This window comes from Variovorax sp. PBS-H4 (assembly GCF_901827205.1).
Classification (GTDB): domain Bacteria; phylum Pseudomonadota; class Gammaproteobacteria; order Burkholderiales; family Burkholderiaceae_C; genus Variovorax.
Genome location: NZ_LR594675.1, coordinates 4,759,180 through 4,773,845, shown reverse-complemented (window position 1 = coordinate 4,773,845; position 14,666 = coordinate 4,759,180). Strand labels below are relative to the sequence as shown.

The window sequence follows — 14,666 nt, the reverse complement described above, 5'->3', positions numbered from 1 at the left end:
GCCACGTCGCGCCCGGCCTCAGTGCATTTCGGCCAACCGGCGCTGCGGGGCAGGGCAGTCAGGTCTGGCGCCCGCTTCGACTGCGCCGGCGCCGTCCGGCGCAACGCCGCACCAGTCACCGCCCAGGGCCTTGACGAGAAACACCGTGGTCAGAAGGCGCTGGCCCTGGAGCTGGGCGGCCTGGCGTTCGGCCGTCAGCAGCGATTGCTGCGCGCTGATCACGTCGAGGTAGGTCGAGGCGCCGCCCTCGTAACGGCTGGTCGCCATGTCGAGCACGCGGCGTGCCGAATCGGCAGCGGCGAGCGACTGCGTCACCGCGCGGTCCAGTGCGGCCAGGCCGCTGATGCCATCTTCCGCCTCCTGCATGGCCGTCAGCACCACGCGCCGGTAGTTGGCGACGGTGGCCGCATGCCCGGCCTGCGCGAAGTCGACGTTGGCGCGCACGCGCCCGCCGTCGAACAGCACCTGCGTGGCCGAGACGCCCACCGACCACAGCAAGCTCGGCGCATTGAACAGGTTTTCGATCAGGCGGCTGTCCACGCCGGCTGTCGGTGCCAGGATCACGCTCGGATAGAAGGCCGCGGTCGCGACGCCGATCTGCGCGTTGGCCGCGGCCATGGCGCGCTCTGCCGAGGCGATATCGGGGCGGCGCTCCAGCGCCTCCGAGGGGACGCCGAGCGGAATGGGGGGAGGCACGATGGGGCGCAGGTCGGGCGCCAGGGCAAAGCTGGGCGCCGGAGTACCGCTCAGGGTGGCAAGGGCATGCTCGTACTGCGAACGCTGCTTCGTCAGCACGTCCACCTGTGCCAGCGTGCTGTCCAGCAGTGCCTGCTGCTGCGCCACGTCCAGCCCCGACACGGCGCCGAGCTCGTGGCGCGCCGTCACCAGCTCCAGCGCGCGGCGCTGCAGCGCGATCGAGCGCGAAAGCACGTCGAGCTCGATGTCGGTCGCGCGCAGATTGAAATAGGCCGACGCGAGGTCCGTGGTGAGCAGCAAGCGCGTGTTTTCCAGGTCGGCGGCCGATTGCTCGGCAGACGCGGTCGCGCCTTCGACCGAACGCTGCACGCGGCCTGCCAGATCGAACTCGTAGCTTGCGTTGAGCGAGAGCGCGAAGTCGTTCTGCACGGTCGAGAAGTTCTGCGCCGTGTAATTGGTGAGCGGGCGGTTGGCGGAGATCTTCAGGCGTGCCGCGCGTGCGCCCAGGCCCAGTTGCGGAAAGCGTGCCGCGTCGGCCACCACGAGCGAGGCGCGGGCCTGCGCGAGCCGCGCGCCTGCGAGTGCCAGCGTGGGGCTGTTGCGCAGCGCCTGCTGCTGCAGGCGATCGAGCTGGGCGTCGCCGAAGCGCTGCCACCACGGCCCCTTGTCGAGCGCATCGCCGGGCGCGGCCTCGCGCCAGGGCGCCTCGAGCTGCCAGCTCACCGGCACCTGGACTTGCGGCGCGCGATAGTCCGGGCCGGCGGCGCAGGCCGCAAGCAGCAGCGCACCTGCCGCCACCGCCCAGGGACGCAGCCGCACGTTCACGCCGGTACCTTGGCCACGGCGACCACGTCGCCCTCGGCCAGCGAATCGGAGGGGTTGAGGATGAGGCGGTCGTTCGCGGCGAGCCCGTCCAGCACCTCCACCGTCTCGCCGTAGTTGCGGCCCAGGTTGACGGTTCGCAGGCGCACGCGCCCTTCGGCATCGACGGTGGCGACGCGCGTCCCCTCGGGGCGGAACAGCAGCGTGTTGGCCGGGATGCTGAGCGCGCGGCTGGCCGCCAGCGGCAGCGAGACCTGGACGTAGGCGCCCGGCAGGAGCAGGCCCTCGCGATTCGGCAGCGCGACCTCGACCTGCATCATCCGCGTGGCCGTGTCGATGGCGCCGGAGGTGCGCGCCACCTCGCCCTTGAAGCTCTGGCCGCGCAGCTCGGCCTGCGTCACCACCACTGGCTGACCGGCCTTGACCAGCTGCGCGTAGGCCTGCGGCACGTTGACGTACACGCGCAGCGGATCGGTCTGCGCGAGCAGGAACAGCGGCCGGCTGCCACCCGCGTCGATCAGGTCGCCGACGTCGACGTTGCGCCGCGTGACGACGCCCGCAAAGGGTGCGACGATGCGCTTGAATCCCTCGGTCTGGCGCAGCCGCTGGACGTTGGCATCGGCTGCCGCCACATTGGCCGTGGCTTGGGCGAGGCCGCTGCGCCGCTCGTCCAGGTCCTGCTGCGAGACCACGTCTTTCTTGCGCAGGTTTTCCCAGCGTGCCACCGTGCTCTTCGCCAGTTCGAGGCTGGAGGTCGCCTGCTGCCGCGCCGCGACGGCCTGCGAGAGCTGCTGGTCGATCTCGGGCGTCTCGATCTCGGCCAGCAGTTCGCCCTTTTGCACCTGGCTGCCGATGTCCTTGGTCCAGCGCTTGAGGTAGCCGCTGGCGCGCGCGGAGATCGGCGCCTGCACGAAGCCCTGCAGCGTGCCCGGCAGCGCCAGCGTCTGGCCGGCTGCCGCCGTCTGCGGCAGCACGGTCTTGACGTACTGCCTGGCCAGCTCGGTGGAGGAAGCTTCGAGTTCCCGTGCGTTGGCCATGCGCACGAATACGGTACGCGCCGCGCCGATGGCCAGCAGCCCCAGCACGATGACGACGGCAATGCGGGTGCGGCGAACGATCTGGCGCCGCCGCAGCAGCTCGTGCTGCTCGCCTTGCTCGTCGGCGGCGATCGGATGGATGGCCAATGCCGCGTGGCGTTGCTCCGTCATGGTCTCAACTCTCCTGGGGCGTGCCTTGCGGCGGCACGGACGGTTCGGACGGTTCGGCCTGGCGCCCCTTGCGATGGGCCATGCGGCTATGGATGCCGGCATACACCGCCGGCACGAAGAAGAGCGTGGACACGGTTGCGAACAGCAGGCCGCCGATCACCGCGCGCCCCAGCGGCGCATTCTGCTCGGCGCCTTCGCCCAGGCCCAGCGCCATCGGGATCATGCCGATGATCATGGCCAGCGCCGTCATCAGCACGGGGCGGATGCGGGTGGCGCCGGCCTCCAGCGCGGACGACAGCGGCGGCACGCCGGCCCCCAGCCGCTCGCGCGCGAAAGCCACCAGCAGGATGCTGTTCGCGGTGGCGACGCCCATCGTCATGATCGCGCCGGTCAGCGCGGGCACGCTCAGCGTGGTGCCGGTGAGGAACAGCATCCAGGCGATGCCGGCCAGCGCAGCGGGCAGGGCGGTGATGATGATCGCGGCGTCCAGCCACGACTGGAAGGTGACGACGATCAGCAGGTACACCAGCACGATCGCCATCGCGAGCCCGACGCCCAGCCCGAGGAAGGAGGACTGCATGGTCTCGACCTGCCCGCGGATGGCCACCTGGCTGCCGCGCGCGAGCCTGGGGCGCACTTCGTCGACCAGCTTCCTGACCTGGCCCGCAACGCTGGCGAGGTCGGTGCCGTGCACGCTGACGTAGACGTCGATCACCGGCGAGATGTTGTAGCGTGAGATCACCGAAGGCTGCCGCGCGGCCTGCGCCTCGACCAGGTTGCCCAGCAGCTGCGGCGGCCCGGCCGCGGTGCCCTGGCCGCCCACCGGGATATTGAGCAGCGCGTCGAGTGAGTCGACCTTGTACTGGGGCGTCTGCACCGCGACGCTGTAGACCACGCCGTTCTGAGGATTGAGCCAGAAGGCGGGCGCCGTCTGCGAGCTGCCCGACAGCGCGATCAGCACGTTTTGGCCGACGTTCTGAGCCGTCAGCCCGACCTGCTGCAGCCGCGTGCGGTCCATCTGCAGGCTGAGGCTGGGGCCGTCCAGCCGCTGGTGCACGTGGGCATCGACGGCGCCAGGAATCTTCCGGATGGCCTTGACCAGTGCCGCGGCATGCTGCGCATTGCCGACCAGGTCGTTGCCGCTGAACTGCACGTCGATGGCCGCGGGAAGCCCGAAGTTGAGGATCTGCGTGACGATGTCCGCGGGCTGGAAGAAGAACTCGACGCCCGGAAAGCGCCGGGGCAGCTCCGCGCGCAGCAGCGAGACGAACTCATCGGTCGGCCGGTGGCCGTCGCGCAGCGAGAGCAGGATCTCGCCGTCCAGCGTGCCGATCGTGCCGGCGTTGCTGTACGAGAGGTTGATGCCGCTGTTCGGCACGCCCAGGTTGTCGAGGATCGTCTCGAGCTGGTCCTTCGGCACCAGCTCGCGGATCGCGGCTTCCACTTCGTCGGCCAGCCGCGCCGTCTCTTCGATCCGGGTGCCGGTCGGCGCGCGCATGTGCAGGCGGATCTGGCCCGCGTCCACGCCGGGGAAGAAGTCGCGGCCCAGTGCCGGGTACAGCAGGCAGGACAGGAGGCAGAAGCCCAGGAAGAGGGCGATGAAGGGTCCCCGCTTCGACAGCAGCGCCGACAGCACGAGCGTGTAGGCGCGCCGCACGCGCTCGAAGCGCCGGTCGAAGCTGCGGTACAGGCGCTGCAGCAGGCTGGGCTTCGCGCCGGCTGCGGTGCCGCCCTGCGTATGCTTGCGGCCCATCAGCAGCATGACCAGCGTCGGCACCAGCGTGCGCGACAGGATATAGGACGCGAGCATCGCGAACACCACCGCCTCGGCGAGCGGCACGAACAGGAAGCGCGCCACGCCCGAGAGGAAGAACATCGGTACGAACACGATGCAGATGCACAGCGTGGAGACGAAGGCGGCCGTGCCGATCTCGCCAGCGCCGACCATGATCGCCTCGTTGAGCGGCGTGCCCATGTGGAGGTGGCGCTCGATGTTCTCGATGGTCACGATCGCCTGGTCGACCAGGATGCCGACCGACAGCGCGAGCCCGCCGAGCGTCATCAGGTTGAGCGTCTCGCCCAGGGCGTAGAGCGCGAGGATCGAGGCCAGGATCGACAGCGGGATCGTCGCCGCGATGATCAGCGTGCTGCGCCAGTTGCCTAGAAAGATCAGCACCATCGCGGCGGTCAGCAGGGCCGCGATGACGGCTTCGAGCACCACCCCCTGCACCGCCGCCTTGACGAACAGCGACTGGTCGAACAGCGGCGTGACCTTGATGTCCGCCGGCATGCCCTGCTGCGCAACCGGCAACAGTGCCCGCAGGTTGGAGACGATGTCGAGCGTCGAGGCGCTGCCGTTCTTGATGACCGACAGCAGTACGCCGCGAACGCCGTCCTGCCGCACGATGTTGGTCTGCGGCTGGAAGCCGTCGCGCACGTAGGCCACGTCGCGCAGGTAGGTGGTGGCTCCGTTGGCCGTGCGCACCGGCAGGTCGTTCAGCCCTGTCAGGACCTCCGGCGACCCGTTCATCTTCACGCTGTACTCGGTGGCGCCGAACTTGGCCGTGCCGGAGGGCAGGATCAGGTTCTGCGCGTTGACGGCGTTCACCACGTCGGCTGGCGAGAGCCCGCGCGCCTGCAGCGCCTGGGTGTCGAGGTCCACCGAGATCACGCGGTTCTTGCCCCCGTAGGGGAAGGGAATGGCGACACCCGGAATGGTGATGAGCTGCGGCCGCAGCTGGTTGATGGCCGAGTCGAAGAGCGAGTTCTCCGGCCGCTCGCTGCTCGACAGTGCGAGCTGGATGACCGGAATGCTGGAAGCCGAATACTTGATGACGAGTGGTGGCGTGATACCCGGCGGCAGCTGGCGCACCTGGGTCTGCACCGACGCGACGGTCTGGGCAATCGCGGTCTCGATGTTGGCCGTGGGCTGGAAAAAGATCTTGATCACGCTCACGCCGGCCAGCGACTGCGACTCGATGTGCTCGATGTCGCTCACCGTGGTGGTGAGGCCGCGCTCGGTCTGGCCGGCGATGCGCTGCCCCATCTCCTGGGCCGGCAGGCCGCCGTAGTTCCAGATGATGCTGAGCACCGGGATGTTGATCTCCGGGAAGATGTCGGTCGCCATGCGTGCCAGCACGAAGGGCGTGGCCAGCACGATCAGCATCGCCATCACGATGAAGGTGTAGGGGCGGCGCAGCGCCAGCGAGACCATGGACACGGCTTGTTACTTCCCGTCGAAGGGCGCCATCATAAGGAGAGTTCGCAACACAATAGTTCCAATGGCCGAGCTTTACTTATCTTCTTCCGAGAGCCCACCTTGCTGGGTGGTGGTGATGGGCGTCTCGGGCTGCGGCAAATCCACGCTCGGGGCCGCGCTGGCGCAGGCCCTGGGCCTGCCGCTGATCGAAGGCGACGACTTTCATTCGCCCGCAAACGTCAGCAAGATGCGCGCCGGCATCGCGCTGACCGACGCCGACCGGGCCGGCTGGCTGGACACGCTGGCGGGCACGCTCGCTGCACACCCGCAAGGGGCCGTGCTGGCCTGCTCGGCGCTCAAGCGCACCTACCGCGACCGGCTGCGCGCCGCGGTGCCCCGGCTGCGCTTCGTCTTCATGGCGTTGTCGCGAGAGGAGGCCGAGCGCCGGGTCGCCGGGCGCGGGCCTGGACACTTCTTCTCCGCCAGCCTGGTCGCTGACCAGTTCGCGACGCTCGAGTCGCCGACGGGGGAGGCGGGCGTGCTGGAGGTGGATGCGACAGCGCCCGAGCCCGAACTCGTCGACCGCGTGCGGGCCTGGCTGCGCGCGGTGCCGTGAATGCCGACGGCGCTTCGCAGGCCACCACGCCGACGGTGAAGGCGAGTGCCGCAGCGCTTGCCGGCAGGCCGTGCCTCAGCCCCGCAGGAACCGGGCGTGGTGCGCCAAGTGGTCGGCCACGAAGCTCTGCACGAAGTAGTAGCCGTGGTCGTAGCCCTCGTGCCGGCGCAGCGTGAGCGGCTGCCCCACGGCGCGGCACGCGGTCTCGAGGCGGTGCGGATGCAACTGGTCGGCCAGGAATTTGTCCGCGAGGCCCTGGTCGACGAGGATGCCACCGGGGTAGGGCGCGGCGGTCTGCGACTGCATCAGCGCGCTCGCATCGTGCGCCAGCCATTGCTCGCGGTCCGGGCCGAAGTAGCCGCCGAATGCCTTCTCGCCCCAGGGGCACTCGCTCGGCGCGCAGATCGGCGCGAAGGCCGAGAGCGAGGCGAAGCGGCCCGGATGACGCAGCGCCAGCGTGAGCGCGCCGTGGCCACCCATCGAGTGGCCGAAGAGGCCCAGGCGATGGACGTCGATGGGGAAATGCGCGCCCAGCAGCGGCAGCAGCTCGTGCACGATCCAGCTTTCCATGCGCCAGTTCGCCGCCCAGGGCGCTTGCGTGGCGTCGAGGTAGAAGCCGGCGCCGACGCCGAAGTCCCAGCTGTCGCTCTCGCCGGGCACATGGGCGCCGCGCGGGCTGGTGTCGGGCGCGATCAGCGCCAGGCCCAACTCGGCCGCCAACCGCTGGGCGCCCGCCTTGACCATGAAGGTTTCCTCGCTGCAGGTCAGGCCCGCGAGGTACATCAGGGCCGGCACCGGGGCGTGCTGTGCCTGCGGCGGCAGGAAGACCGAGAAGCGCATCGGCAGGCCGATCTCTCGTGCGTCGTGTTCGTGGAAGCCCTGGGTACCGCCGAAGCAGCGGTGTTCGGACAGCGTGCGAATGTCTGGGTTCATGGTTTGGAAGGCGTCACCAGGTCGAGGACTGCACGGGCGAACTCCCGAGGCTGTTCCTGGGGCAGGTTGTGGCCGGCATCCGTGACGACTCGGTGCTGGTGAGGGCCGGTGAAATGGCGGGCATGGGCGGCGGTGCCGCCGGTCGGCATCACGCCGTCGTCGGCGCCGTCGAAGGTGATGGCTGGCACGGTGATCGGCGGCAGGGCGGCGAGCCGGCGCTCGATCTCGTCGTACGCGGGATCGCCTCCCACCAGGCCGAAGCGATGGCGGTAGGAGTGGATCACGACTTCGACGAAGTCCGGATGGTCGAAGGCGGCGGCGCTGCGCTCGAAGGTGGCGTCGTCGAAAGTCCAGGTCGGCGACCAGAGCGACCACAGCAGCCGGCACAGCGGGCGGCGGTTCTGCTCGAGGCCTGCACGGCCGCGCTCGCCGTGAAAGTAGTACTGGTACCAGTAGCGCTGTTCGTTTTCGGGCGCGATCGGCTTGGCAGCGGCAGCGATGTCCTGGATGTTGTAGCTGTTGAGCGAAACCAGGCCAGCACAGCGCTCGGGCCACAGCGCCGCCACGACGCAGCAGGCGCGCCCGCCCCAGTCGTAGCCCGCAAGCACCGCGCGCGGGATGGCCAGCGCGTCCATCAGCGCGAGCAGGTCGGTGCCGAACGCGCCTTGCTGGCCGGAGCGCGGCGTCGCCGCATCGAGGAAGCGCGTGCTGCCGTAGCCGCGCATGAAGGGCACGATGACGCGGCAGCCCTGCGCCGCGAGCAGCGGCGCGACCTCGGCATAGGCGTGGATGTCATAGGGGAAGCCGTGCATCAGCAGCACCGGCGGCCCGTCGGCGGGGCCGCTCTCGTGATAGCCGATGTCGAGCACCCCGGCCCGGATCTGCCGCAGCGGTGTCAACGCCGTCATCGCCGGAGCGCCGTCAGTAGAGCACCACGCCGCGGATCGACTCGCCGCGCTTCATCAGGTCGAAGCCCTTGTTGATGTCCTCCAGCGGCATGGTGTGGGTGATCAGGTCGTCGATGTTGATCTTGTTCTCCATGTACCAGTCGACGATCTTCGGAACGTCGGTGCGCCCGCGCGCGCCACCGAAAGCCGAGCCTTCCCACTTGCGGCCGGTCACGAGCTGGAAGGGGCGGGTGCTGATCTCGGCGCCGGCCTCGGCCACGCCGATGATGATGCTGCGGCCCCAGCCCTTGTGCGTGCACTCGAGCGCCTGGCGCATCACCTGCGTGTTGCCGATGCACTCGAAGCTGTAGTCGGCGCCCCCGTCGGTCAGCTGCACGATGGCGTCGACGATGTTGGCGTGCTCCTTCGGGTTCAGGAAGTGCGTCATGCCGAACTTGCGTGCCATCGCCTCGCGCGCGGGATTCAGGTCGACGCCGATGATCTTGTCGGCGCCCACCATCTTGGCGCCCTGGATCACGTTGAGCCCGATGCCGCCGAGGCCGAACACCACCACGTTGGCGCCGGCCTCCACCTTGGCGGTGAAGATCACCGCGCCGATGCCGGTGGTCACGCCGCAGCCGATGTAGCAGACCTTGTCGAAGGGCGCGTCCTCGCGGATCTTGGCCATCGAGATCTCGGGGGCGACCGTGTAGTTGCTGAAGGTGGAGGTGCCCATGTAGTGGAAGATGGGCTTGCCATCGAGGCTGAAGCGGCTGGTGGCATCGGGCATCAGGCCCTTGCCCTGCGTGCCGCGGATCAGCTGGCAGAGGTTGGTCTTGCGCGAGAGGCAGAACTTGCACTGCCGGCACTCGGGCGTGTAGAGCGGGATGACGTGGTCGCCCTTCTTGAGCGAGGTGACGCCGGGCCCGACATCCACCACGATGCCCGCGCCTTCGTGGCCCAGGATGGCCGGGAAGATGCCTTCGGGGTCGGCGCCCGAGAGCGTGTAATAGTCGGTGTGGCAGATGCCTGTGGCCTTGATCTCGACCAGGACCTCGCCGAACCTCGGACCTTCGAGGTCGACGGTTTCGATGGACAGGGGGGCGGCGGATTTCCAGGCGACTGCAGCTTTGGTCTTCATTGAGGGGTCCTTTGGGGGATGAGGGTACCGCGGGCAAGCCGGCGTACCCCCGAGCTTAAGACGGTTCGGGGTCGATGCCTGCGGCGAAGATGCCCGGCATGCCGACGAAGTTCGGCAGTGCCTTCAAGCGTGCGATCCAGCGTCTCAGTGCAGGGTAGCGTTCGAGTCCGACGCCGCCTTCGGGCGCGAGGGCGATGTAGGGAAAGCACGCGATGTCGGCAATCGTCGCGCCATGCGCCGCCAGCCAGGTGCGCCCTTCGATTTCGCCGTCCGAAAGATGGTCCTCGATGTGCGCGAATAGTCGGTGCGCCGCGCCGCGGCAGGCGGCAACGTCGAAGGGGTAGCCGAAGGCGTCGTGCAGCCGTGCAGCCGAGGCGCTGCGCGTGATGTCCTCGGCCACGGCCAGCCAGAGCGCGATGCGGCCGCGCGTCGCCGGATCGGCTGGGAACCAGCGCTCGGTCCGGTCGTAGCGGCTGGCCAGGTAGACCAGGATGGCCTGGGCATCGCGCAGCACATAGCCATCGTCGTCGATCGCGGGCAGCTGGCCGAAGGGATTGACGCGCAGGAAAGCTTCGCCCTTGTGCTCGCGGCCGGGATGGAAATTGACCGGCACCCGTGCATAGGGCAGCCGCAGCAGGCTCATGAAGAGCCGCAGCTTGTAGCAGTTGCCGGAGAGCTCGTCGTTGTACAGCTTGATCATGGTTCGCGGCTCGCTGGAGTGCCTTTGCCCTTCGGAGCAAGCAGGCGGCTCATAGGTCGAGCACCAGGGTCGCGGAGCGGGCGCGCGAGACGCAAGGCAGCATCTGCGTGTTGCCTGCCTTCTCGGCGGCGCTCAGGTACTGGTCGCGGTGCTCGGGCAGGCCATCGATCACCGTGCACAGGCAGGTGCCGCACACGCCCTGCTCGCAGTTGGTGTCGATCGCGACGTCGATCGAGCGCAAGACCTCGACGATGCTGCGCTCGGCCGGGACCTGCACCGTGCGGCCGCTGCGCGCGAGCGTGAGCTCGAAAGGCGTGCCGCCGGCAGCCACCGGGCGCGCGGCCTTGAAGTACTCGAAATGCATGCGCTCGGGCGGCCAGCCCCACGCAGCGCCCACCGATGCCACGAGTTGCATCAGCGGCAGCGGGCCGCAGGTGTAGGCGTGGGTGGCCGCGTCGCTGGCGCCGAGCACGCGCTCGATCGCCTCGCGCGTGGCGTCGGGCGAAAGCGCGGCGTGCAAGGTCCAGCGGTTCGCGAACTCGCGTTCGAGTTCGGCACCGAAGGCGGCATGCGCGGCCGAGCGGCAGAAGCAGTGCAGGTGGAAATCGTCGCCGCGCGCAGCCAGGTGCCGGGCCATTGCCAGCAATGGCGTGATGCCGATCCCTCCCGCGATGAGCAGCGTGTGCCCGGCGGCGCTGTCGAGCGCGAAATTGTTCTTGGGCAGGCCCACTTGCAGCAGGTCGCCCGGCTCGACTTGGTCGTGCATCGCCGCCGAACCGCCGCGGGAGGCTTCTTCGCGCTTCACTGCGATGGTGTAGCAGCCGTCGTCGTCCGGGCCGTTGCACAGCGAATACTGGCGGATCAGTCCACCCGGCAGGTGCACGTCGAGATGTGCGCCGGGCGTCATCGGCGGCAGAGGCCCGCCCGTTGGCGAGCGCAGGGTGAAGCTCGCCACCCCTTCGGCCACTTTGCGCTTGGCCGCAACTTCGACCACGAGCCGCGCTGGCGCCGTGGCGGCCATCGGCTCGACGCCCCAGCGCAGCCCGATGCTGCGCAGCCAGCGCCGGTAGGCGCTCGAGCCCGCGTCGGCGCGCGAAGGGACCTCGAGGCGCGCGTCCAGCGGGAGCCGCTTGTAGACGTGGTTCTCGAGGATCGGCTTGTCCTGCCCCAGGATGGTCTGCTGGAACGCCGTGATCTCGCCGGCGCTGTGGGCGGCGTCGAGGAGCGAGATCGCGAAGTGCACGGTGCAGGCGTCCTCCTGCGTGGGTTGCACGAACAGGAAGATGATGTCCGCCTCGCCGGGGCGTCCAGCCGGTGCCTTGTAGAGCAGTGGCGAGAAAGGATTGACGACGCGGTACACGTAGTCGATGTCTGCCGGCCCTTCGGATGCAGCCGAAGCCATCGGCTGCACGAACTTGCAGCCGCGGGCCCACAGTTCGCCGCGCGCATCGAGCTCGACGTCGTAGGCACGCACCTCGGTCGCTTCCTCGGTGCCCAGGATGTGCGCATGGACGAAAGGGAAGTGGGCCATGTCGAGAAAGTTCTCGACCACCCGCAGTCCACCGGTATGGACGCCGATCGCGCCCATGTAGACGAAGCGCCGGCCCGGCGCCTCGAATTCGTCGAGCGCGAACAGCGGCCTCGGCGCATCGCCCAGGCACACGAAGATGCAGCCGCAGTGGTCGCGCGCGACGCACGGGGCGCTTGCGGCATCCGTGATGCGCGCGCACAGCGCGCCCCGAGCATCGCGCCTGACTTCGATCTCGCGATCGAGCAGCCGCCGGCGCAGTGGCGGCCCCGACGCAACGGCATCGCTGCCCGCTGCGACTGCAAACCAGTCGTCGGCAAGGGCCGGGTCCAGTGCATCTTGCAGGTCGGTGCCGGTCTTCGTGTCATGCATGGGAGCGCTCCTTGGCGAATAGCGCCTTGATGCGTTGGGCGCTGGCCAGGCGCCGCGTTGCGGAAAGGCCTTCTGCGACGAAGAGGTGCGCGCAAGTCGTTTCCGCGTTCATCGGTTGAAGCAGCAAGGTAGCGGCATCGGCGCTGCTGGCGGGTTCGCGCCACGCACTCGGGTGGCCGCCGGGAATGAAGCCCGCATGGGCGACCTCATCGGCCAGCGAGCGCGCTGCGCGGTCCAGGACGAAGCTCCTGCACGCGCCGAGGCCGGGCAGCCGTGGCGGGTACCCGCGCGGCGCGAGTGCCAGGCTGGCCCAGATCACGCCGTCTGATTCCCGGCACATGTACGTCCGCACGCAGGCGGCGGGCGGCGGCGCGAGCGCGGGCGTGGAGGGGACGCCCGCGCATCGGCCGTCGCTGCCGTAGCGCCAGCCGTGGTAGCGACAGACCAGCTGGTCGCCGTCGACGAAGCCGAGCGTCAGCCGCACGCTGCGGTGCGGGCAGCGGTTCTCCCAGGCTTGCACCGGGCCGGAGGAGGGACGCCACAGGGCGAGTTCCTGGCCGTGGAGCAAGGTCTGCACGACTTGGCCGGCCGGCACATGCGTCGAGAGCTCGACGGCAAACCAACCGTCGGCGGCAAAGGCGCTGCCGGCTTGTTCTTCTTCGACATCCATGACGGCTGCCTTCAGCGCGGCATCGCGCCCTGAATGCCCTCGACGAACCAGTTCATCCCGGCAATCTCCGCATCGGGAACTGCCGCACCCGGTGCTGCACGGACCTTGCCGGTGTTGTCTTTCAGCGGACCGGCAAAGGGATTCAATTTGCCGGCGGCGATGTCGGCCTGCGCGGCCTTGGCCATCTTGACGACCTCCGGCGGCACGGCCGCGTTCCAATCCAGCAGGTTCACGCCGCCGTTCTGGAGCGTGCCGACATAGGCGGCGCCCTTGAACTTGCCTGCGAGCGTGTCGGCGACGACCTGACGGAAGTGCGGCGTCCAGTCGTGCGTGATCGACGTCAGCAGCTTGTTGGGCGCTGCCTTGCGCAGGTCGGAGAACATGCCGACCGACCAGACGCCCCTGGCGTCGGCGGCCTGCACGATGGCCGGGTTGTCCTGGAATCCGGAACCGATCACGTCGGCACCCTGCTGGATCAGCGAGTTGGCCGCATCGCGCTCGCTGCCTGGATTGAACCATTCGTTGACCCACACCACCGACACGGTGGCCGCAGGATTGCTGCGCTTTACGCCGAGCGCAAAGGCGTTGATGGTGGAAACCACGTCGGGGATCGGAATGGCACCCACGTAGCCGAGCTTGTTGCTCTTGGTGACCTTGCCGGCCACCAGCCCCGCGACATAGGCGCCTTCGTACCAGCGCGCGTTGTAGGTGCCGAAGTTGGGCGCCTGCTTGAAGCCGCTGGCATGGATGAAATTGACCTTCGGTTCTTCGGCGGCGAGCTTCAGGCCGTCGTTCATGTAGCCGAAGCTGCCGAGCACCACCAGGCCCGCACCGCCGCCGACGAGCTCGCGCATGACGCGCGCACCGTCGGGGCCGACCTTCACGTCCTGCACGACGCGCGTCTTGATGCGGCTGCCGAATTCCTTCTCGAGCTGCTTGCGGGCGCTCTCGTGCACTGCAACCCAGCCCACGTCGGAGACCGGACTTTGATAGACGAAGCCGATCTCGAGCGGATCGGCTGCCGCCGCGGCAAGCGACGTGCAGGCGGCGAAGACGCCGGCGAACAGGACGCGGGCGGGGGAGTGCAGGGGCATGGGTGTCTCCTTCTGGGGATGAGGGGAGGTCGTGAGAAACGGGGCGGAATCCCGATCCTGTGATCTGAAGCGGTATACCGGTTCAGTGTATTTAGAATCGAATCCCATGTCCAGCAAGACCGACGAGATTGTTTCGAACATCCGCAGCGCCGTCGCGGCACATCGCCTGCTCCCGGGCGTGCAGTTGCGCGAGGTGGCGCTCGGCAAGCTGTATGGCGTGAGCCGCACCGTCGTCCGGCAGGCGCTGCAGACGCTGGCGCGCGAGGGCCTGGTGGATCTCACGCCGGGCCGCATCGCCTCGGTCGCCAAGCCGACGCCGGAAGAGGCGCGCGATACTTTCGACCTGCGCTGGGCCATCGAGCGGCATGCAACCGAAACGCTGGCGCGGAAGCTCACCAAGAAGCACGTGGCCGCGCTGCGGGCGCACGTCAAGCTGGAACGGGCGGCGCGTGCGGCGCGCAATGCGGAAGAGGTTCGCCGGCTCGGCGCGGGTTTTCACGTGCTGGTGGCGCAGCTCGCTGGCAACGCACTGCTCGCCCGGACCCTCGAGCAGCTGGTCGCGCGGATTGCGCTGATCCTGCTGCTCTACCGTCACGACTACGACGAGCATGTCGAGTGCCTGCAGGACGAGCACACCGAGTTCATCGACCTGCTCGAATCGGGGGCTGCCGCCAAGGCGCTTCAGCTCCTGCAGCGGCACCTGCAGACGGTCGAGGTCAGCCTGAACGTCGAGAACATGGCGGTGGTGGACGATCCTCACCTGCGCCGGGCACTGCTCGCCGGCTGAGCGCGCTCAGTCC

At 68.9% G+C, this 14,666-nt stretch carries 12 protein-coding genes; 2 read left to right on the top strand and 10 right to left on the bottom strand.

Annotated elements, in window-relative coordinates; genetic code table 11:
* Window positions 1-18 precede the first annotated feature (18 nt).
* Genes E5CHR_RS22740 through E5CHR_RS22730 form a run of 3 tightly spaced genes read right to left on the bottom strand, consistent with a single transcriptional unit; the run spans window position 19 to window position 5,946 of the window.
* Window positions 19-1,521 carry an efflux transporter outer membrane subunit gene (locus E5CHR_RS22740; RefSeq protein WP_232062165.1) on the bottom strand — a complete coding sequence of 501 codons (1,503 nt, stop codon included), beginning with the start codon at window positions 1,519-1,521 and terminating at the stop codon, window positions 19-21.
* Entirely contained in the window at window positions 1,518-2,726 is a 1,209-nt protein-coding gene (locus E5CHR_RS22735) for an efflux RND transporter periplasmic adaptor subunit (RefSeq protein WP_162581941.1), read from the bottom strand. Before E5CHR_RS22735 ends, E5CHR_RS22740 begins: the two co-directional genes overlap by 4 nt.
* 4 nt (window positions 2,727-2,730) lie before the next feature.
* On the bottom strand, window positions 2,731-5,946 hold the full coding sequence (locus E5CHR_RS22730) for an efflux RND transporter permease subunit (RefSeq protein WP_162581940.1): 3,216 nt from the start codon (window positions 5,944-5,946) through the stop codon (window positions 2,731-2,733).
* Window positions 5,947-6,007: 61 nt separating this feature from the next.
* Between E5CHR_RS22730 and E5CHR_RS22725 the strand changes: the two genes are divergently transcribed.
* On the top strand, window positions 6,008-6,541 hold the full coding sequence (locus E5CHR_RS22725; protein WP_232062164.1) for a gluconokinase: 534 nt from the start codon (window positions 6,008-6,010) through the stop codon (window positions 6,539-6,541).
* A gap of 75 nt (window positions 6,542-6,616) precedes the next feature.
* Here E5CHR_RS22725 and fghA read toward each other — a convergent pair whose 3' ends face one another.
* The 7 genes from fghA to E5CHR_RS22690 are packed head-to-tail and all read right to left on the bottom strand — an operon-like array spanning window position 6,617 to window position 13,866.
* Window positions 6,617-7,474, bottom strand: coding sequence for an S-formylglutathione hydrolase (gene fghA / locus E5CHR_RS22720; RefSeq protein ID WP_162581939.1), 858 nt, complete (start codon window positions 7,472-7,474; stop codon window positions 6,617-6,619).
* The gene (locus tag E5CHR_RS22715; RefSeq protein ID WP_162581938.1) at window positions 7,471-8,382 is read right to left on the bottom strand and encodes an alpha/beta fold hydrolase; all 912 of its coding nucleotides are present in this window, start codon (window positions 8,380-8,382) and stop codon (window positions 7,471-7,473) included. Before E5CHR_RS22715 ends, fghA begins: the two co-directional genes overlap by 4 nt.
* Before the next feature lie 13 nt (window positions 8,383-8,395).
* On the bottom strand, window positions 8,396-9,502 hold the full coding sequence (locus E5CHR_RS22710; RefSeq protein WP_162576009.1) for an S-(hydroxymethyl)glutathione dehydrogenase/class III alcohol dehydrogenase: 1,107 nt from the start codon (window positions 9,500-9,502) through the stop codon (window positions 8,396-8,398).
* A gap of 55 nt (window positions 9,503-9,557) precedes the next feature.
* Window positions 9,558-10,202, bottom strand: coding sequence for a glutathione S-transferase family protein (locus E5CHR_RS22705; protein WP_162581937.1), 645 nt, complete (start codon window positions 10,200-10,202; stop codon window positions 9,558-9,560).
* A 49-nt stretch (window positions 10,203-10,251) separates the two neighbouring features.
* Complete coding sequence (locus E5CHR_RS31870; protein ID WP_232062163.1) at window positions 10,252-12,102, bottom strand: 2Fe-2S iron-sulfur cluster-binding protein; 1,851 nt, start codon at window positions 12,100-12,102, stop codon at window positions 10,252-10,254.
* Complete coding sequence (locus E5CHR_RS22695) at window positions 12,095-12,772, bottom strand: Rieske (2Fe-2S) protein (protein WP_162581936.1); 678 nt, start codon at window positions 12,770-12,772, stop codon at window positions 12,095-12,097. The genes E5CHR_RS31870 and E5CHR_RS22695 overlap by 8 nt, the downstream gene beginning before the upstream one ends.
* A gap of 11 nt (window positions 12,773-12,783) precedes the next feature.
* Window positions 12,784-13,866, bottom strand: coding sequence for a BMP family ABC transporter substrate-binding protein (locus E5CHR_RS22690; RefSeq protein WP_162581935.1), 1,083 nt, complete (start codon window positions 13,864-13,866; stop codon window positions 12,784-12,786).
* Between the two features lie 106 nt (window positions 13,867-13,972).
* On the opposite strand from E5CHR_RS22690, the gene E5CHR_RS22685 reads away from it, so the two are divergent.
* On the top strand, window positions 13,973-14,653 hold the full coding sequence (locus tag E5CHR_RS22685) for a GntR family transcriptional regulator (RefSeq protein ID WP_162581934.1): 681 nt from the start codon (window positions 13,973-13,975) through the stop codon (window positions 14,651-14,653).
* Window positions 14,654-14,666: the final 13 nt, after the last annotated feature.